The organism is Buttiauxella massiliensis (genome assembly GCF_902500225.1).
Taxonomy (GTDB): domain Bacteria; phylum Pseudomonadota; class Gammaproteobacteria; order Enterobacterales; family Enterobacteriaceae; genus Buttiauxella; species Buttiauxella massiliensis.
In genome coordinates, this window is sequence record NZ_LR722659.1 from 79448 (window position 1) to 99859 (window position 20412).

Consider the following 20412-nt stretch of genomic DNA (forward strand, 5'->3'; position numbering starts at 1 on the left):
ATTGCAGCAGCTAAAGACAAAAGATTTTGAACCATGTAATTTAGAGTTGTTGTTTTGCACAAAAATTTTATTTTTTATATGTGAAGTTGAGGTAATGCCATGTCGACACCCCTAAATAGCCACGCCAGCTGGTTTAGCATGTTCAGCCGTGGGCAACACTATTCTAAGACCTGGCCTGTCGATAAACGCCTCGCGCCAGTCTTTGTAGAAAATCGTGTTATCCGCGCCACACGTTTTGCCATCCGCTTTATGCCCCCACTTGCTGTGTTTACGCTGACCTGGCAGATTGCCCTTGGCGGCCAACTTGGCCCCGCAGTCGCAACCGCATTATTCGCCTGTAGCTTACCAATGCAGGGTTTATGGTGGCTAGGTAAGCGCTCAGTTACGCCACTACCGCCGACCATTTTGAGCTGGTTCTACGAAGTGCGTGGCAAATTACAGGAAGCAGGGCAGGCGCTAACACCGATTGAAGGCAAGCCAGATTACCAGGCGCTCGCTGAAGTACTGAAACGTGCGTTTAAGCAGTTGGATAAAACTTTTCTTGATGATTTGTAAAATCCCTGCCGTTACGCATATATAGAAGGATATTTTTTCGCAGGAGTAATTCTGCGCAACAGGAGCTAAGAAATGGAAATGACTAACGCCCAGCGTCTGATTTTATCTAATCAGTACAAAATGATGACCATGCTCGATCCAGACAACGCCGAGCGTTATCGTCGCCTGCAAACGATCATTGAGCGCGGTTACGGCCTGCAAATGCGCGAGCTGGATCGTGAATTCGGTGAGTTGACGGAAGAAACTTGCCGCACTGTCATCGACATTATGGAGATGTACCACGCGCTGCACGTCTCCTGGACGAACCTGAAGGATAACCAGGAAATTGACGAACGCCGTGTCACCTTCCTCGGCTTCGATGCAGCAACTGAAGCTCGGTTCCTGGGATATGTTCGATTCATGGTCAATATTGAAGGCCGTTACGCGCACTTTGACGCAGGTACTCATGGCTTTAACGCGCAGACCCCAATGTGGGAAAAATATCAGCGTATGTTGAAAGTGTGGCAGTCCTGCCCACGTCAGTATCATTTAAGTGTGAATGAGATCGCGCAGATTATTAATGCCTGAGGGGAGACGCGTCGTGAAGTGCAAAGGTTTCTTGTTTGATTTGGATGGGACCCTGGTTGACTCCCTGCCAGCGGTTGAGCGTGCATGGATTAACTGGGCTAAACGTTTCGATATTTCGCCGCAAGAAGTATTAGGCTTCATTCATGGTAAGCAGGCGATAACTTCGCTGCGTCATTTTATGGCGGGTGCGTCTGAAGAAGAGATCCAGCAGGAGTTTTTCCGTCTTGAGAAAATCGAGTCTGAAGATACCGACGGTATTGTGGCATTGCCAGGAGCTGTTGAGTTATTGACTCATCTGAGCGAAGCGGGCATTCCATGGGCTATCGTGACCTCTGGTTCATTACCTGTGGCTTCAGCTCGTCGTGCGGCTGGTGGACTGCCAGAGCCTGAAGTGCTTGTTACTGCTGAACGTGTTGCTCGAGGCAAACCTGAGCCGGATGCCTACTTACTCGGTGCGCAATTATTAGGTTTAGAGCCTGAAGAATGCGCTGTCGTAGAAGATGCGCCAGCAGGTGTACTTTCTGGCCTGGCTGCAGGTTGCCATGTTATTGCGGTCAATGCACCGGCCGATACGCCACGGCTTGAGCATGTCGACTATGCTTTGCATTCGTTGACTGAGCTTCTGGTTCAGAAGCTGCCAGATGGCACAGTCGAAGTGTTGAGAAAACACTAAACACATGATTTAGCCCCGCGATAGCGGGGCTTTTTTATGGCATGATTTTTACCCTCAGAGACAACTCATAAGGACTTGTTTTGAACTCCGAACTCATTTGGGTTTTATCGCTGTTAGCGATAGCGGTGGTGCTTTTTGCCACTGGCAAAGTACGTATGGATGCGGTTGCACTTCTTGTCATTATTGCGTTTGTCCTCAGCGGCACACTCACTCTCAGCGAGGCCTTCTCAGGCTTTAGCGATCCCAACGTTATCCTGATTGCAGCACTCTTTATCATTGGCGACGGCCTGGTACGAACCGGCGTTGCTACCAAAATGGGTGCCTGGCTTGTGGATGTTGCAGGCAGTAGTGAAACCAAAATGCTGGTTTTGCTGATGCTCACCGTTGCGGGGCTTGGCGCATTTATGAGTTCAACGGGTGTGGTCGCAATATTTATCCCCGTGGTACTCAGTGTTTCAATGCGCATGAAAACCTCGCCATCGCGCTTAATGATGCCGCTCAGTTTTGCCGGGTTGATTAGCGGCATGATGACGCTGGTCGCAACACCACCCAATCTGGTTGTAAACAGCGAATTGCTGCGCGAAGGGTTGCAGGGGTTCCACTTCTTTAGCGTTACGCCTATTGGTTTGGTCATTTTATTGCTGGGTATCGGCTATATGCTGATTGCGCGTTTTGCACTGAAAGGGCAGAACAAAGACGATGGCAAGCAGGACTGGCGTCGCCGTACTTTTCGTGACCTGATTAAAGATTACCGCCTGACTGGCCGTGCGCGTCGTCTCGCAATTCGCCTGGGTTCACCGATGGTGGGCCGACGTTTGGATGATTTAAAACTGCGTGAGCGTTATGGCGCCAATGTCATCGGCCTTGAGCGCTGGCGCAAATTCCGCCGGGTTATCGTCAATGTCACTGGCGTCACTGAATTTCGCGCGCGCGACGTGCTGTTGATTGATATGTCTGCTTCTGAAGTCGATCTGCGTGAGTTTTGTAGCGAGCAGATGCTTGAGCCAATGGTTCTGCGCGGCGAGTATTTCTCGGACCAGGCGCTGGATGTTGGCATGGCCGAAGTGTCGTTGATCCCTGAGTCCGAACTGATAGGGCAGACACTGCGCGAGATAGGCTTCCGTACTCGCTACGGCCTGAACGTTGTTGGGTTACGTCGCAATGGCGATGCAATGGAAGGGCTGTTGGTCGATGAGGCGTTACAGCTTGGTGATATCTTGCTGGTTGTCGGTGACTGGAAACTGATTAGTCAGTTGCAGCAAAAAGGCCGCGATTTCCTGGTACTCAATTTGCCGGTGGAAGAGGGCGAGGCGTCTCCAGCGCATAGCCAGGCACCCCATGCGATTTTCTGCCTGGCGTTGATGGTCGCCCTGATGCTCACGGACGAAATTCCTAACCCAATTGCTGCAATTATTGCCTGTTTGTTGATGGGTAAGTTCCGTTGTATCGACATGGAAAGTGCCTATAAAGCGGTGCACTGGCCAAGTATTATTTTGATTGTCGGTATGATGCCATTCGCGCTTGCACTGCAAAAAACGGGCGGTGTGGATTTGATTGTAAACGGGTTGATGAGTCTCGGCGGTGGCTATGGTCCACACATGATGTTGATTTGCCTGTTCGTGATGTGTGCCGCGATTGGCTTGTTTATTTCAAATACGGCGACTGCGGTGTTAATGGCACCTATTGCGTTAGCTGCGGCAAAATCGATGGGCGTTTCCCCTTATCCATTTGCCATGATTGTGGCACTTGCTGCCTCTGCTGCGTTTATGACTCCTGTATCTTCACCTGTTAATACGCTCGTTCTGGGGCCAGGAAATTATAAGTTCAGCGATTTTGTGAAGATGGGCGTGCCATTTACGGTGATTGTGATGGTGGTGAGTGTAGTGATGGTGCCGATGTTATTTCCGTTTTAACATCAGAGTGCCGGATGACGCTTCGCTTATCCGGCCTACGAAAGAGGGGGTAGGGCGGATAAGCGAAGCGTCATCGGCCAGAGTCAGAGCGGCGAGTCCTGGCTAATCTCATCGAGCGACAGCTGGAAGCTCGCTACAAAGACATTCATAAAATAGTCCATCTCTTCGCTGTGGCGGTCAGCCAGCGTTTTCTCGAGCCTGCCTTTTGCCAGTAAAAATTCATTGTTACCGGCAGAGAGCTCTTCCAGACATTTTAGATAGGCACATAACGCATCGGCTTGCTTGACGATGGCTCGCTCCTCGTCGCTACTGCGATGTTCATCAATCAGTGGTGCCCAGATATCACGTAACTCTTCTGGTACCATATCAATCAGTTTCTGTTGGGCGATTTTCTCGATAGCTTTGTATTCATGAGCAATTTGCGTGTTGAAATACTTCACCGGTGTTGGTAAATCCCCCGTAAGCACCTCACTGACATCGTGATACATCGCAAGCAGGGCGACATGTTCGGCGTTAATTTGGCCGTTGAATTTACGATTTTTAATCACGGCTAATGCATGAGCGACCATTGCAACTTGCAGGCTATGCTCCGACACATTTTCGGTACGCACATTACGCATCAGCGGCCAACGATTGATTAATTTCAGGCGTGAAAGGTGGGCAAAGAAATGGCTTTGGCTCATAGATACACTCGGTACGTAAGCAAAGAAAACCATTGTGCGGGGAGTCGGGGGAAGATGCAAACATCTCCCCCGAGAGAATTATTGGTGGTAATGGCCGAGGAAACGACCAAATTTATTGATAGCCATTTCCAGTTCATCAACACGCGGTAAAGTCACGATACGTACGTGATCCGGCCACGGCCAGTTAAATGCCGTTCCTTGAACCAAAAGCACTTTTTCTTGTAATAAGAAATCCAGCACCATTTTTTGGTCGTCGTGGATATTAAAGCGTTTAGCGTCGATTTTAGGGAACATATAGAGCGCGCCCTGCGGCTTCACACAGGAAACACCAGGAATATCGTTAATCAGTTCCCACGCACGGTTACGCTGTTCATACAGACGCCCGCCTGGTGCAATAAATTCGCTAATACTCTGATAACCGCCTAAAGCCGTCTGAATCGCATGCTGAGCAGGTACGTTCGCGCACAAACGCATCGACGCGAGCATCTCCAGCCCTTCGATGTAACCTTTTGCGTGTTTCTTCGGCCCATTCAGAACCATCCAACCCTGGCGGAACCCGGCAACACGATAAGTTTTGGACAGCCCATTAAAGGTCACTGTCAGCAGGTCCGGAGCCAGTGCCGCAATTGAATGGTGTTGTGCCGCGTCGTACAGAATCTTGTCGTAGATTTCATCAGCAAAAATAATCAAATTATGCTGACGCGCAATTTCTACAACTTCCAGCAGCAGTTCTTTAGAGTAAACCGCACCGGTTGGGTTGTTCGGGTTAATAATCACAATGCCGCGAGTACGAGGTGTGATTTTAGCCCGAATATCGTCAAGGTCCGGGAACCAGCCTGCCGACTCATCACATAAATAGTGAACGGCTTTGCCACTAGAAAGCGAAACTGCTGCAGTCCACAAAGGGTAATCAGGCGCTGGTACCAGCATCTCATCACCACTGTTCAACAATGCTTGCATCGATTGAACAATTAGCTCAGAAACACCGTTGCCGATGTAAATATCTTCAACTGTCACGTCCCGCATTTCACGAGCCTGATAATGCTGCATGATGGCTTTACGTGCGGAGTAGAGTCCTTTCGAGTCGCAGTAACCCTGAGCAGTAGGCATATTACGAATCACATCGACAAGAATTTCATCCGGGGCATCAAAGCCAAATGGCGCAGGGTTGCCAATATTCAACTTGAGGACTTTATTCCCTTCTTCTTCAAGACGCTTAGCCTCCTTGAGCACTGGGCCACGGATGTCATAACAGACGTTATCAAGTTTGCTGGATTTTTCGATAGGGGACATGAACCTGACCTTTAATGTTAACGCCACTTCCTGCCGTGGAAGCGACCAGGCAACAAATGTACTCCTGCCACGCCCAGATTTGAAGGCAGTCGAGGCGCCAGACTGCAATTTATCTTTCAAGTTAGGCACAAGCAGAAAAACCAATTGAATATCTAATGATTGGTATAAAATACTGATTACTTTACATAAGATAGATGTATGTATAAATATTAAGCCATTTGGTGATTTCATCAACTGGTGTGGCGCTGGTGTTGTAGTGGGTAATGCTGAGTGGTTTGAAAATTAAATTGAGTGATAGTTAAGGAAAATTGAATGTTTATGCTTGAGGTTAAAAGAAGTTCACTAATGTGAGTTAATAATATGTATATAAAAATAACTCTGAGTGTCATTAATATAACCGAAGAATAGAGTTAAGTTACTTCTCTTTTGCCTCGTATAGCTTCAGGGGTTTTTATGAATAACCTATTGAAGAGTGAAATGAAAAAGGAGAATGAGATCAGATAATTCGCAACAAAACTTATGGAATGGCATGATTTGCGGTAAGATATGTCACGGAAAATGACGAGTGTCTATTTTTGGACATAATGAAACTCTATGTTTTACTGTGGGTTAGTATATAACCATAGTACTTTGGTAATTGCTCGTGCAGCAAAAATGACATAGAGAAACTTTCATCCCACTTACCCTCGTAGCCGCAAAAAGTTGAATAAATAAAACTCAGTACTGAAGTAGGCTTACAATAATTACTCAGTTTTAATTTAAGTGACTAGAACAATAAGACGAATGTTTGTATGTTGGTTATGGCGGTATAATATTTACTGGAATATGTGAGCTACATTATTGGCCCGCATACACCGGAATGCATGAAAAATAAAAAGTCAGAACGACTGTCAGGATGACGGTATGGCCCCTCGGGAGACGTTCTGTAAAAGGGAATTGCTTTATCTTTTTGATAAATCACAGCAATAAAACTAAGGCAGACTCGTAAGAGCAACCTACTAGTGAAAAAATTATGATTAACGCAAATCGTCCGATACTCAATCTCGACCTCGATCTGCTAAGGACTTTTGTTGCCGTAGCGGATTTGAATACTTTTGCTGCGGCGGCAGTTGCGGTTTGCCGTACGCAATCGGCTGTAAGCCAGCAGATGCAGCGTCTTGAACAGTTAGTAGGAAAAGAGCTCTTTGCCCGCCATGGTCGTAATAAGCTGCTGACCGAGCATGGTATTCAGCTTCTGGGTTATGCGCGAAAAATTCTACGTTTTAATGATGAAGCATGTACATCACTGATGTTTAGTAATTTGCAGGGTGTGCTCACGATTGGTGCATCTGATGAAACCGCGGATACCATTCTGCCTTTCTTGCTTAACCGAATAAGCTCGGTTTACCCAAAGCTGGCGTTGGATGTCCGAGTTAAACGTAATCCATTTATGGTTGAAATGCTTAATCAGCAGGAAGTTGATTTGGTTGTCACCACATCAAAACCCGCGCATTTTGAATCCATTGTGTTACGTACCTCACCAACTTTATGGTATTGCGCATCGGATTACGTCTTCCAGAAAGGTGAAACCGTACCTTTAGTCATGCTCGACGATCCGAGTCCTTACCGGGATATGATGCTTGAGCATTTGAATGCAGCGCGCATTCCCTGGCGTATTGCGTATGTTGCTTCCACTCTTTCGGCTGTGCGTGCCGCGGTGAAAGCCGGCCTGGGTGTGACTGCGCGACCTGTTGAAATGATGAGCCCTGAATTACGTGTACTGGGTAATGCTGATGGCTTACCAGTTATGCCAGATACTCAATATTTGTTGTGCCGTAATTTGCAAACCAGTAATGATTTGGCTCAGGCTATCTTTAGTGCTCTGGAATCAAACCCTAACCCATACCGCTACATGGCTTCGTCAGATGAAGATGATGATACCGTGCTGATGGAACGTGATTTCGAGTAACACCTGCGGTTTGTTAGTAACAAAATATGAAATTCGAAAACAGGTCATTGAGGTCATTTATTGACTCAGTGGCCTATTTTTTAATCACTGCAAGATGTCTTTATTACTAATTTGTAAAAACATGTTTTAAAACAATCTGCTTCATAGCGCCCTAGAAACCTACCTTCTACGTACTTCCTTCGACTCAACACTCGTTTAAATGTTAAAAAATACGCTGCAATGTTGTTGGTTTCTGAGATGGATTAACAGAAGCGTGTCTCAGATCAAGAAAATACTCCCTATAGGGGGGATGAATAGTTGAGAATTCCTGCCAAAATAGAACAGTAGTTATTTTTTCCCACCTTAACGGACACGATTCACCTTCACTAATACCGAGTTAATCACTCGGCGGAACTAACGTTTAGGGCACTAAATGTTAATGAAAGTGGAGTCATGTAAATTAATGTGTGGATACTTTTGTTAAAGTTGACAAAAGGTTATAGAAAGGAGTAAAAAACCCCATCAATTTGCAGGAAAAGTTTTGATTCCGGCAGAAATTGTAAGGTTAATTGTTCCTCCCCATGAATCGATGTGGTGTTCATCTGCCAGCAAGAGCAGAGACTTTGACGCCACTTTTGATGAGTAAGCAATGAGTATGTCAACATCCACTGAAGTTATCGCTCACCATTGGGCGTTCGCAGTTTTTCTTATTGTTGCCATAGGCCTGTGTTGCGTAATGCTTCTCGGGGCCTGGTTCCTTGGCGGGAGAGCTAAGGGTCGGCACAAAAACACTCCCTTCGAGTCAGGTATCGACTCAGTTGGTACAGCGCGCTTACGTCTATCCGCCAAGTTTTACCTGGTTGCCATGTTCTTCGTTATCTTCGACGTGGAAGCCTTGTATCTCTATGCGTGGTCAGTTTCCATCCGTGAAAGTGGATGGGTAGGCTTCGTCGAGGCCGCAATTTTCATTTTAGTGCTACTGGCAGGCCTGGTGTATCTGGTGCGTATTGGCGCGCTTGACTGGACACCTGCGCGTTCGCGCCGTGCCCAAATCAACCCGGAAACCGACAGTATCACTAACCGTCATACGCAAGATGCTCTAAAGAATTCGGATTACAGCAAGGCGGCAAGCGAGTAAATCCCATGAGCTTACTTAGGTAAGTGATTGGGGTTTATGAACGCAGCCAACACCGCTGTAAATTGAATTATAACGAGCATAAAATGAGGCAATAAGATGGACTATACGCTCACCCGCATAGACCCCGACGGTGAGAACGACCGTTACCCCCTGCAAAAACAGGAGATCGTGACCGATCCTCTTGACCAAGAAATCAACCGTAGCGTGTACATGGGCAAGCTCGAACATGCCATGCACGATATGGTGAACTGGGGTCGTAAAAACTCAATTTGGCCTTATAACTTTGGCCTTTCTTGCTGCTACGTTGAGATGGTGACCTCGTTTACCGCCGTGCACGACGTGGCACGTTTTGGTGCCGAAGTATTGCGTGCTTCTCCGCGTCAGGCTGACTTAATGGTAATTGCAGGAACCTGCTTTACCAAAATGGCTCCGGTCATTCAGCGTCTGTATGACCAAATGCTCGAGCCAAAATGGGTTATTTCGATGGGTGCTTGCGCCAACTCCGGCGGCATGTACGACATCTATTCCGTGGTGCAGGGCGTGGATAAATTCCTGCCGGTTGATGTTTACATCCCAGGCTGCCCGCCGCGTCCGGAAGCTTACATGCAGGCTCTGATGCTGCTGCAAGAATCTATCGGTAAAGAACGTCGTCCGCTCTCGTGGGTAGTTGGCGATCAAGGTGTGTATCGCGCCAATATGCAATCCGAGCGCGAGCGTAAACGTGGTGAGCGTATTGCTGTCACCAACTTGCGCACACCAGACGAGATTTAATTTGCGCCTGTGGTCGGCGTGAGTTTACTTCGCATATCAATAATATTAGCGCGAAGCCGCTGACCAACAGTCACCACAGTACCATTTGCAATGGTGAGAATTATGACCGATTTAACTGCGCATGATGCCAACCAGCCAGCCTGGCAAACCCGTGACCATCTTGATGATCCGGTTATTGGCGAACTGCGTAACCGTTTTGGGCCGGATGCCTTTACCGTTCAGCCAACCCGCACTGGTGTTCCAGTGGCCTGGGTTAAGCGTGAACAATTACTGGAAGTTGTCGATTTCCTGAAAAGACTGCCAAAACCTTACGTCATGCTATTTGATCTGCATGGTATGGATGAGCGTCTTCGTACCCACCGCGACGGTTTACCGGCCGCGGATTTTTCCGTTTTCTACCACCTGATTTCTATCGATCGCAACCGCGATGTCATGCTCAAGGTGGCGCTGTCCGAAAACGACCTGAACGTACCAACGATCACCAAACTGTTCCCGAACGCAAACTGGTATGAGCGTGAAACCTGGGAAATGTTCGGCATCACCTTTAATGGTCACCCGCACCTGACGCGCATCATGATGCCGCCAACGTGGGAAGGCCACCCGCTACGTAAAGATTATCCGGCGCGTGCCACCGAGTTCGATCCGTTTGAATTGACCAAACAGAAAGAAGACCTCGAGATGGAAGCGCTGACCTTCAAGCCTGAAGATTGGGGCATGAAGCGCAGCAGCGAGCATGAAGATTTCATGTTCCTGAACCTCGGTCCAAACCACCCATCCGCGCACGGTGCATTCCGTATTGTTCTGCAACTCGACGGTGAAGAAATTGTCGATTGCGTACCGGACATCGGTTACCACCACCGTGGCGCTGAGAAAATGGGCGAGCGTCAGTCCTGGCACAGCTACATTCCGTATACCGACCGTATCGAGTACCTCGGCGGCTGCGTGAACGAAATGCCATACGTGCTAGCGGTTGAAAAACTGGCGGGTATCAAGGTTCCTGAACGCGTTGACGTGATTCGCGTCATGCTCTCTGAACTGTTCCGTATCAACAGCCACTTGCTGTACATCTCCACGTTTATTCAGGACGTGGGTGCCATGACTCCGGTGTTCTTCGCCTTTACCGACCGTCAGAAAATCTATGACCTCGTCGAAGCGATTACCGGTTTCCGTATGCACCCGGCTTGGTTCCGTATCGGCGGTGTGGCGCACGACCTGCCAAACGGTTGGGAACGTCTGCTTAAAGAATTCCTCGACTGGATGCCGAAACGTCTGGATTCCTACGAGAAAGCGGCACTGCGCAACACCATCCTGAAAGGTCGTTCTCAGGGTGTTGCCGCTTACGGTAAGAAAGAAGCGCTGGAGTGGGGCACGACCGGTGCTGGCTTGCGTGCTACCGGTGTTGATTTCGATATCCGTAAAGCTCGCCCTTACTCTGGTTATGAAAACTTTGACTTCGAAATCCCGGTTGGCGGTGGCATCAGTGACTGCTACACCCGCGTGATGCTGAAAGTTGAAGAGCTTCGCCAGAGCTTGCGCATTCTTGATCAGTGCCTGAAAAACATGCCTGCTGGCCCGTTCAAAGCTGACCACCCGCTGACAACGCCGCCGCCGAAAGAGCGCACGCTGCAACATATCGAAACCCTGATCACTCACTTCCTGCAAGTTTCGTGGGGCCCGGTGATGCCGGCTAACGAATCCTTCCAGATGATTGAAGCGACGAAAGGGATTAACAGTTACTACCTGACCAGCGACGGCAGCACCATGAGCTACCGTACCCGTATTCGTACTCCCAGCTTTGCGCACTTGCAGCAAATCCCGGCAGCGATTCGTGGCAGCCTGGTTTCTGACCTGATTGTCTATCTGGGTAGTATCGATTTTGTAATGTCTGATGTGGATCGCTAACTATGCACGATAAACAACAACCCCAGGCAGAAGCCTTTGAGCTGAGTCAATTCGAGCGTGATGCGATTGAGCACGAAAAACATCATTACGAAGATGCTCGCGCAGCGTCTATCGAAGCGCTGAAAATCGTACAGAAACAGCGTGGCTGGGTGCCAGACGGCGCTATTTACGCCATCTCTGAGGTGCTGGGTATTCCGGCCAGTGACGTCGAAGGCGTTGCCACATTCTATAGCCAGATTTTCCGCCAGCCGGTTGGCCGCCACGTAATTCGCTACTGCGATAGCGTGGTTTGCCACATTACAGGCTACCAGGGCATTCAATCGGCTATCGAAGCAAAACTGAACATCAAACCGGGTCAAACCACGTTTGATGGTCGCTTTACCCTGCTGCCAACTTGCTGTCTGGGCAACTGCGACAAAGGGCCGACCATGATGATTGATGAGGACACTCACAGCCATCTGACGCCGGAAGCGATCCCTGATTTGCTGGAGCAGTACAAATGAAAACCATTATTCGTACTGCCGAAACTCATCCGCTGACCTGGCGGTTGCGTGATGACAAACAGCCGGTCTGGCTGGATGAATATCGCAGCAAAAACGGCTACGAAGGTGCACGTCTGGCGTTGACTGGCCTTGCACCAGATGAAGTCGTTAACCGTGTTAAAGACGCTGGCCTGAAAGGGCGCGGCGGTGCGGGCTTCTCCACGGGTTTGAAGTGGAGCCTGATGCCAAAAGACGAGTCCATGAACATCCGTTACCTGCTGTGTAACGCTGATGAAATGGAACCGGGTACCTATAAAGACCGTTTGCTGATGGAGCAACTGCCGCACCTTTTGGTGGAAGGCATGTTGATTTCTGCGTTCGCGCTCAAAGCGTATCGCGGCTACATCTTCCTGCGTGGCGAGTACATCGAAGCGGCTGTGCATCTGCGTCGTGCGATTGCTGAAGCCACCGAAGCGGGGCTGCTTGGCAAAAACATTCTCGGTTCTGGTTTTGATTTTGAACTGATCGTGCACACCGGTGCCGGGCGTTATATCTGTGGTGAAGAAACCGCGCTGATTAACTCCCTCGAAGGCCGCCGTGCGAACCCACGTTCAAAACCGCCATTCCCTGCATCAAGCGGTGTCTGGGGTAAACCGACCTGCGTTAACAACGTCGAAACGCTGTGTAACGTCCCGGCGATTCTGGCCGATGGCGTGGAGTGGTATCAAGGCATTTCTACCAGCAAAGATGCCGGTACTAAGCTGATGGGCTTCTCCGGTCGTGTGAAAAACCCTGGCGTTTGGGAATTACCGTTCGGCACCACCGCACGCGAAATTCTCGAAGATTACGCGGGCGGTATGCGCGATGGCCTGAAATTCAAAGCCTGGCAGCCGGGTGGGGCAGGGACTGACTTCCTGACCGAATCGCACCTCGATTTACCGATGGAATTTGAAAGCATCGGCAAAGCAGGCAGCCGTTTAGGCACCGCACTGGCGATGGCCGTAGACCACGAGATTGGTATGGTCCCGCTAGTTCGCAACCTGGAAGAGTTCTTTGCCCGTGAATCTTGCGGCTGGTGTACACCGTGCCGTGATGGTTTGCCGTGGAGCGTGAAAATTCTGCGTGCGCTGGAACGTGGCGAAGGCCAACCTGGGGATATCGAGACACTTGAGCAACTGTGTCGTTTCCTCGGTCCAGGTAAAACCTTCTGTGCGCATGCGCCAGGTGCGGTTGAGCCATTGCAGAGTGCGATTAAGTATTTCCGCGAAGAATTCGAAGCAGGCATTGCCAAACAAGATTTCGGTAACACCCGCGCGATTAGCGGTATTCAGCCGAACTTGTTAAAAGCACGCTGGTGATTTGACTCCCTCACCCCGGCCCTCTCCCCAAGGAGAGGGGGAAAAACTGACGGTCCCCTCACCAAGGAGAGGGAAAACCTGAAGGTCCCCTCTCCCTCAGGGAGAGGGTTAGGGTGAGGGTAGTTTCGCACAAGAATTTTTGATTAATGCCTGGGATAACTCAGGCCAACTGGAAGCATGCTGACTATGGCTACGATTCATGTAGACGGCAAAGAATATGAGGTAAACGGGTCAGACAACCTGCTGCAAGCATGTCTGTCACTCGGCCTCGATATTCCTTATTTTTGCTGGCACCCGGCGCTAGGCAGCGTCGGTGCTTGCCGCCAGTGCGCGGTGAAGCAATATCAAAACGCAGAAGATCTTCGTGGCCGCCTGGTGATGTCTTGTATGACACCGGCCGCTGACGGCACGTTCATCTCTATTGATGACGGTGAAGCAAAAGAATTCCGCGAAAGCGTTGTGGAATGGTTAATGACTAACCACCCGCACGACTGCCCGGTGTGTGAAGAAGGTGGCAACTGCCACCTGCAGGATATGACTGTTATGACCGGTCATAGCTTCCGCCGTTACCGCTTCACAAAACGTACCCACCGTAATCAGGATCTCGGCCCGTTCATCTCTCACGAAATGAACCGCTGTATCGCCTGTTACCGCTGCGTGCGTTACTACAAAGATTATGCCGATGGCACCGATCTGGGCGTCTATGGCGCTCATGACAACGTCTACTTCGGCCGTCCTGAAGACGGTACGCTTGAGAGCGAATTCTCCGGTAACCTGGTAGAGATCTGCCCGACCGGTGTATTCACTGATAAAACTCACTCCGAGCGTTATAACCGTAAGTGGGACATGCAGTTTGCACCAAGCATTTGCCAGCAGTGCAGCATCGGCTGTAACACCAGCCCAGGCGAGCGCTACGGCGAATTGCGTCGTATCGAAAACCGCTACAACGGCACCGTGAACCACTACTTCTTGTGTGACCGTGGCCGCTTCGGTTATGGCTACGTGAACCTGAAGGATCGTCCACGCCAGCCGGTCCAACGCCGTGGCGACGATCTGATCACACTGAACGCTGAACAAGCGATGCAGGGCGCGGCAGATATTCTGCGCCAGTCGAAGAAAGTGATCGGCATCGGCTCCCCACGCGCCAGCGTTGAAAGCAACTTCGCGCTGCGTGAACTGGTGGGTGCGGATAACTTCTACACTGGTATCGCAACCGGTGAGCAAGCACGTCTGCAACTGATGCTCAAAGTGCTGCAAGAAAGCGGCGTTCACACTCCGGCGCTGCGTGAAATCGAATCTTACGATGCGGTTCTGGTGCTCGGCGAAGACATTACTCAGACCGGCGCGCGCGTTGCGCTGTCTGTGCGTCAGGCCGTGAAAGGTAAAGCACGTGAAATGGCAGCAGCGCAGAAAGTGGCTGACTGGCAGATTGCGGCCATCCTGAACATCGGCCAGCACGCTAAACATCCGCTGTTTGTCACTAACATCGACAGCACTCGTCTGGACGACATCGCCGCATGGACTTACCGTGCGCCGGTTGAAGATCAGGCGCGTCTGGGCTTCGCGATTGCCAATGCGCTGGACAGCAATTCCCCAGCCGTTGAATTAGATCGCGACCTGAAAAACAAAGTCGACGTGATCGTTCAAGCCCTGGCGGGTGCGAAAAAACCATTGATCGTTTCCGGGACTAACGCCGGTAGCGAAGCGGTGATTCAGGCGGCTGCCAACGTGGCGAAAGCGCTGAAAGGCCGTGGTGCCGATGTCGGTATCACGATGGTGGCTCGCGCCGTTAACAGCGTTGGCCTCGGCCTGATTGGCGGCGGCTCGCTGGAAGAAGCGTTAAGTGAACTGGAAAGCGGTGCTGCCGATGCGGTAGTGGTGCTGGAAAACGATCTGCATCGTCATGCCTCCGCAGCGCGCGTTGACGCGGCACTTTCTAAAGCTCCGCTGGTGATGGTGATTGACCATCAGCGCACCGCGATTATGGACAAAGCCCATCTGGTGCTGTCCACCGCAAGCTTTGCTGAAAGCGACGGTACGGTTATTAACAACGAAGGCCGCGCACAGCGTTTCTTCCAGGTTTATGACCCGGCGTATTACGACCATTCCGTTGTGATGCTCGAAAGCTGGCGCTGGTTGCATTCCCTGCACAGCACGGTTCAAAGCCGTGAAGTGGACTGGACGCAGCTTGACCATGTTATCGACGCGTGTGTGAAAGCGCTGCCACAACTGGCCGGAATTAAAGATGCGGCACCTGATGCCAGCTTCCGTATTCGTGGTCAGAAACTGTCGCGTTCTCCAATCCGCTCCAGTGGTCGTACGGCAATGCGTGCCAACATCAGCGTGCACGAACCGCGTCAGCCGCAGGATAAAGACACCATGTTCGCCTTCTCTATGGAAGGGAACAACAGCCCGTCGGCAAACCGTCAGCAAATTCCATTTGCATGGGCGCCAGGTTGGAACTCACCGCAGGCATGGAACAAATTCCAGGCTGAAGTGGGTGGCAAACTGCGTCACGGCGACCCTGGCGTGCGTCTGATTGAAGCCTCCGAAACGGGTATTGATTACTTCACCGAGGTGCCGGAAATCTTCCATGCCGAAGAAGGGAAATGGCGTATTGCGCCTTACTACCATCTGTTTGGCAGCGATGAAATGTCCCAGCGTTCACCAATCTTCCAGAGCCGCATGGCAGAACCGTATATCAAGCTGAATCCGGCAGACGCTGCAAAACTGGGCGTGAATGCAGGAAGCCTGATTTCGTTTAGTTACGAAGGCCAGACGCTGAGTTTGCCACTGCAACTTTCTGAAGGTCTGGCAGCAGGGCAGGTCGGTTTACCTATGGGTATGCCTGGCATTGCTCCGGTGCTGGCGGGTGCGCGTCTTGAAAATCTCCAGGAGGCTGGCCAATGAGTTGGTTAACACCGGATGTTATCGACATTCTGCTGAGCATTCTCAAAGCGGTCGTGATCCTGTTGGTCGTGGTGACTTGCGGCGCGTTCATGAGTTTTGGTGAGCGCCGTTTGCTGGGCCTGTTCCAGAACCGTTACGGGCCTAACCGTGTTGGCTGGGGCGGTTCGCTCCAGTTAGTCGCGGACATGATCAAGATGTTCTTTAAAGAAGACTGGACGCCGCGCTTTGCGGACCGCGTCATCTTTACCCTGGCACCGATGATTGCCTTCACCTCGATGCTGCTGGCCTTTGCGATTGTGCCAGTCAGTCCGAGCTGGGTGGTTGCTGATCTGAACATTGGTATCTTGTTCTTCCTGATGCTGGCGGGTCTGGCGGTGTACGCCGTGCTGTTCGCTGGCTGGTCAAGTAACAACAAATACTCACTGTTGGGCGCAATGCGTGCTTCGGCACAAACGCTGAGCTATGAAGTGTTCCTCGGTCTGTCGCTGATGGGCGTTGTGGCGCAAGCAGGTTCGTTCAACATGGGCGATATCGTCGATAACCAGGCGAACCTGTGGAACGTGATTCCGCAGTTCTTTGGCTTTGTGACCTTCGCTATCGCAGGCGTTGCGGTTTGTCACCGTCACCCGTTTGACCAACCGGAAGCAGAGCAAGAACTGGCCGATGGTTACCACATCGAATACTCAGGCATGAAATTCGGCCTGTTCTTCGTCGGTGAATACATCGGTATCGTCACCGTTTCAGCGATGATCGTGACCCTGTTCTTTGGTGGCTGGCATGGCCCGTGGTTACCGCCGTTCATCTGGTTCGCACTGAAAACTGCGTTCTTCATGATGATGTTCATTTTGATTCGTGCTTCATTGCCTCGTCCGCGTTATGACCAGGTGATGTCCTTCGGCTGGAAAATTTGCCTGCCGTTGACACTGGTCAATCTGCTGGTGACCGCCGCGGTCATTCTGTATCAGGCACCATAAGGGGTGAAAAAACCATGACATTGAAAGAGTTAGCGGTTGGTTTCGGCACCCAGGTACGCAGTATCTGGATGATCGGTCTGCATGCGTTTGCCAAACGCGAAACGCAGATGTATCCGGAAGAGCCAGTCTATTTACCGCCGCGCTACCGTGGCCGCATCGTGTTAACGCGCGATCCGGACGGCTCCGAGCGCTGCGTAGCCTGTAACCTGTGTGCGGTAGCCTGCCCGGTGGCCTGTATCTCTTTGCAAAAAGCAGAAACAAAAGATGGCCGCTGGTATCCAGAATTCTTCCGCATTAACTTCTCGCGCTGCATCTTCTGTGGCCTGTGCGAAGAAGCGTGCCCAACCACGGCAATTCAGCTGACTCCAGACTTCGAGCTGGGTGAGTTTAAGCGCCAGGATTTGGTGTACGAAAAAGAGGACCTGTTGATCTCCGGTCCGGGCAAATACCCGGAATATAACTTCTACCGGATGGCAGGTATGGCAATCGACGGCAAAGATAAGGGCGAAGCGGAAAACGAAGCCAAGCCTATCGACGTCAAAGGCCTATTACCTTAAAGGAGCAAGGCAATGGAATTCGCTTTTTATATTTGCGCAATCATCGCGGTCGGGACCACTCTTCGAGTGATCACCCATACCAATCCGGTGCATGCCTTGCTGTATCTGATCATCTCGCTGCTGGCAATTTCCGGGGTGTTCTTCTCCCTGGGGGCGTACTTCGCCGCAGCGCTTGAGATTATCGTTTACGCCGGTGCCATCATGGTGCTGTTCGTCTTCGTGGTCATGATGCTTAACCTTGGTGGCTCGGTTGTTGAACAAGAGCGCCAATGGCTGAAACCACAACTGTGGATTGGCCCTGGCGTTCTGTCTGCTGTCCTGCTGGCGGTGCTGGTTTACGCGATTCTGGGTCTGAATGACCAGGGAATCGACGGCACTTCCGTCAGTGCTAAACAAGTGGGTATCGCGCTGTTCGGACCGTACGTTCTGGCAGTGGAATTAGCCTCAATGCTGCTGTTGGCGGGTCTGGTTGTGGCCTTCCACCTGGGCCGTGAAGACCGTCCGGGTGAAGTGCTGAGCAATCGCCAGGCTGACCAGGCTGCGAAAAGAAAAACGGAGGAGCACGTATGATTCCGCTGCAACATGGACTAATCCTTGCTGCCATTTTGTTCGTCCTCGGGCTGACCGGGCTGGTGATTCGTCGCAACCTGCTTTTCATGCTGATTAGCCTGGAAGTGATGATCAACGCCGCGGCGCTCGCGTTCGTGGTCGCCGGGAGTTATTGGGGCCAGGCTGACGGCCAGGTGATGTATATTCTCGCGATTAGCTTAGCTGCCGCCGAAGCCAGTATTGGCCTCGCGCTGTTATTGCAGCTCCATCGTCGTCGCCAGAGCCTGAATATCGATTCAGTAAGTGAGATGCGTGGATGAACCTTCTCTGGTTAACCATTCTTTTGCCGTTTATTGGCTTTTTATTGTTGGCGTTCTCTCGTGGCCGTTGGTCAGAAAACCTTTCTGCCACGGTTGGCGTGGGCTCGATTGGCCTTACCGCGTTAGTGACGGCGATTGTCGGCGTTGATTTCTTCAACAACGGGCAACAAGCGTTCACTCAACCGCTGTGGACGTGGATGTCGGTTGGCGATTTTAATATCGGCTTCAACCTGATCCTCGACGGCTTGTCACTGACCATGCTGTCAGTGGTGACCGGCGTTGGCTTCTTGATCCACATGTACGCGTCCTGGTATATGCGTGGGGAAGAGGGCTATTCGCGCTTCTTTGCCTACACCAACCTGTTTATCGCCAGCATGGTGGTTCTGGTGCTCGGCGACAACTTGTTGCTGATGTATCTCGGTTGGGAAGGCGTAGGTCTGTGCTCGTATCTGCTGATTGGTTTCTACTACACCGATCCGAAGAACGGCGCGGCTGCCATGAAAGCCTTCGTGGTAACCCGCGTGGGCGACGTGTTCCTCGCTTTCGCACTGTTCATTCTTTACAACGAACTGGGCACGCTGAACTTCCGCGAAATGGTTGAACTGGCTCCGCAGCACTTTGCGGCGGGCAACCAGATGCTGATGTGGGCAACTCTGATGCTGTTGGGCGGTGCGGTCGGTAAATCTGCGCAGTTGCCTTTGCAGACCTGGCTTGCAGATGCGATGGCAGGCCCAACGCCAGTTTCAGCACTGATCCACGCAGCCACCATGGTTACTGCGGGTGTCTACCTGATTGCTCGTACTCACGGTCTGTTCCTGTTAACGCCGGAAGTGCTGCATTTAGTCGGCATCGTGGGTGCGGTTACGCTGGTGATGGCAGGCTTTGCGGCACTGGTGCAAACCGATATCAAACGTGTACTCGCGTACTCGACCATGAGCCAGATTGGCTACATGTTCCTGGCACTCGGCGTGCAAGCGTGGGATGCGGCAATCTTCCACCTGATGACACACGCGTTCTTCAAAGCGCTGCTGTTCCTGTCGTCCGGTTCGGTGATTCTTGCCTGCCACCACGAACAAAACATCTTCAAAATGGGTGGCCTGCGTAAGTCCATACCGCTGGTGTACATCTGCTTCCTGGTCGGCGGTGCCGCGTTGTCTGCACTGCCACTCATTACTGCGGGCTTCTTCAGTAAGGATGAGATTCTGGCCGGTGCGATGGCGAATGGTCATGTGAACTTGATGGTTGCAGGTCTGGTTGGTGCGTTTATGACCTCGCTGTATACCTTCCGTATGATCTTCATCGTCTTCCACGGTAAAGAGCAGATTCACGCCCATGCGCTGAAAGGCATTACTCACCACTTACCGTTGATTGTGCTGCTGGTGCTGTCCACCTTCGTGGGCGCAATGATTGTTCCGCCATTAGCGGGCGTTCTGCCAGCCACCACTGAGCTTGCGTACGGTAGCGTGTTGGCACTTGAGATTACCTCTGGTGTTGTCGCCATCGCCGGTATCCTGATTGCCGCATGGCTGTGGCTGGGTAAACGTACTCTGGTAACAGCGATTGCCAACAGCGCACCGGGTCGCTTCTTCGGTACCTGGTGGTTCCATGCCTGGGGCTTCGATTGGCTTTACGACAAAGTCTTCGTTAAGCCATTCCTGGGTATCGCCTGGCTTATCAAGAGCGATCCGCTGAATTCACTGATGAACATTCCGGCAGTGCTTTCCCGCTTCGCAGGTCGCGGCCTGTTGGTGAGCGAGAACGGTTATCTGCGCTGGTATGTGGCATCAATGAGCATCGGTGCGGTGGTGGTTCTGGGCTTGCTGCTGGTCTTGCGCTAATT

Annotated in this window: 18 protein-coding genes; 16 read left to right on the plus strand and 2 right to left on the minus strand. The window is 51.2% G+C overall.

Features of this window, described 5'->3' with window-relative positions; all coding sequences use genetic code 11:
• Positions 1 to 99: 99 nt before the first annotated feature.
• From yfbV to GC128_RS17065, 4 genes are all read left to right on the plus strand, one after another.
• Positions 100 to 555, plus strand: coding sequence for a terminus macrodomain insulation protein YfbV (gene yfbV / locus GC128_RS17050; RefSeq protein ID WP_151995308.1), 456 nt, complete (start codon positions 100 to 102; stop codon positions 553 to 555).
• Positions 556 to 627: 72 nt separating this feature from the next.
• Entirely contained in the window at positions 628 to 1122 is a 495-nt protein-coding gene (locus tag GC128_RS17055) for a YfbU family protein (RefSeq protein WP_034458818.1), read from the plus strand.
• Positions 1115 to 1795, plus strand: coding sequence for a sugar phosphatase (locus tag GC128_RS17060; RefSeq protein WP_151995309.1), 681 nt, complete (start codon positions 1115 to 1117; stop codon positions 1793 to 1795). Before GC128_RS17055 ends, GC128_RS17060 begins: the two co-directional genes overlap by 8 nt.
• An 80-nt stretch (positions 1796 to 1875) precedes the next feature.
• Positions 1876 to 3708, plus strand: a complete 1833-nt coding sequence (locus tag GC128_RS17065; RefSeq protein WP_151995310.1) for an SLC13 family permease — start codon at positions 1876 to 1878, stop codon at positions 3706 to 3708.
• 83 nt (positions 3709 to 3791) lie between these two features.
• Here GC128_RS17065 and yfbR read toward each other — a convergent pair whose 3' ends face one another.
• Entirely contained in the window at positions 3792 to 4391 is a 600-nt protein-coding gene (gene yfbR, locus GC128_RS17070) for a 5'-deoxynucleotidase (RefSeq protein WP_151995311.1), read from the minus strand.
• A 78-nt stretch (positions 4392 to 4469) separates the two neighbouring features.
• Positions 4470 to 5684: an alanine transaminase AlaA gene (gene alaA / locus GC128_RS17075; RefSeq protein ID WP_064554960.1), complete on the minus strand. Its 1215-nt coding sequence runs from the start codon at positions 5682 to 5684 to the stop codon at positions 4470 to 4472.
• Positions 5685 to 6696: 1012 nt separating this feature from the next.
• Here alaA and lrhA point away from each other — a divergent pair.
• The 12 genes from lrhA to nuoL all read left to right on the plus strand — a co-directional run bounded on the left by lrhA (position 6697) and on the right by nuoL (position 20410).
• The gene (lrhA, locus tag GC128_RS17080; protein WP_151995312.1) at positions 6697 to 7632 is read left to right on the plus strand and encodes a transcriptional regulator LrhA; all 936 of its coding nucleotides are present in this window, start codon (positions 6697 to 6699) and stop codon (positions 7630 to 7632) included.
• Between the two features lie 628 nt (positions 7633 to 8260).
• Complete coding sequence (nuoA, locus tag GC128_RS17085) at positions 8261 to 8749, plus strand: NADH-quinone oxidoreductase subunit NuoA (RefSeq protein WP_064559903.1); 489 nt, start codon at positions 8261 to 8263, stop codon at positions 8747 to 8749.
• A 96-nt stretch (positions 8750 to 8845) separates the two neighbouring features.
• Positions 8846 to 9520, plus strand: a complete 675-nt coding sequence (nuoB, locus tag GC128_RS17090) for an NADH-quinone oxidoreductase subunit NuoB (RefSeq protein WP_034458804.1) — start codon at positions 8846 to 8848, stop codon at positions 9518 to 9520.
• 90 nt (positions 9521 to 9610) lie between these two features.
• Entirely contained in the window at positions 9611 to 11422 is a 1812-nt protein-coding gene (gene nuoC, locus GC128_RS17095; RefSeq protein WP_151995313.1) for an NADH-quinone oxidoreductase subunit C/D, read from the plus strand.
• 2 nt (positions 11423 to 11424) lie between these two features.
• On the plus strand, positions 11425 to 11925 hold the full coding sequence (gene nuoE, locus GC128_RS17100; RefSeq protein WP_151995314.1) for an NADH-quinone oxidoreductase subunit NuoE: 501 nt from the start codon (positions 11425 to 11427) through the stop codon (positions 11923 to 11925).
• Positions 11922 to 13262 (plus strand): NADH-quinone oxidoreductase subunit NuoF, encoded by a 1341-nt coding sequence (nuoF, locus tag GC128_RS17105; RefSeq protein WP_120066225.1) that lies wholly within the window; start codon positions 11922 to 11924, stop codon positions 13260 to 13262. Before nuoE ends, nuoF begins: the two co-directional genes overlap by 4 nt.
• 186 nt (positions 13263 to 13448) lie before the next feature.
• Positions 13449 to 16172: an NADH-quinone oxidoreductase subunit NuoG gene (gene nuoG / locus GC128_RS17110; protein ID WP_151995315.1), complete on the plus strand. Its 2724-nt coding sequence runs from the start codon at positions 13449 to 13451 to the stop codon at positions 16170 to 16172.
• Positions 16169 to 17146 (plus strand): NADH-quinone oxidoreductase subunit NuoH, encoded by a 978-nt coding sequence (gene nuoH / locus GC128_RS17115; RefSeq protein ID WP_151995316.1) that lies wholly within the window; start codon positions 16169 to 16171, stop codon positions 17144 to 17146. Before nuoG ends, nuoH begins: the two co-directional genes overlap by 4 nt.
• A gap of 14 nt (positions 17147 to 17160) precedes the next feature.
• Complete coding sequence (nuoI, locus tag GC128_RS17120) at positions 17161 to 17703, plus strand: NADH-quinone oxidoreductase subunit NuoI (RefSeq protein WP_034458795.1); 543 nt, start codon at positions 17161 to 17163, stop codon at positions 17701 to 17703.
• 12 nt (positions 17704 to 17715) lie between these two features.
• Positions 17716 to 18273 carry an NADH-quinone oxidoreductase subunit J gene (nuoJ, locus tag GC128_RS17125; protein ID WP_120066224.1) on the plus strand — a complete coding sequence of 186 codons (558 nt, stop codon included), beginning with the start codon at positions 17716 to 17718 and terminating at the stop codon, positions 18271 to 18273.
• Complete coding sequence (gene nuoK, locus GC128_RS17130) at positions 18270 to 18572, plus strand: NADH-quinone oxidoreductase subunit NuoK (RefSeq protein WP_034458791.1); 303 nt, start codon at positions 18270 to 18272, stop codon at positions 18570 to 18572. The genes nuoJ and nuoK overlap by 4 nt, the downstream gene beginning before the upstream one ends.
• Entirely contained in the window at positions 18569 to 20410 is a 1842-nt protein-coding gene (nuoL, locus tag GC128_RS17135) for an NADH-quinone oxidoreductase subunit L (RefSeq protein WP_151995317.1), read from the plus strand. Before nuoK ends, nuoL begins: the two co-directional genes overlap by 4 nt.
• Positions 20411 to 20412: the final 2 nt, after the last annotated feature.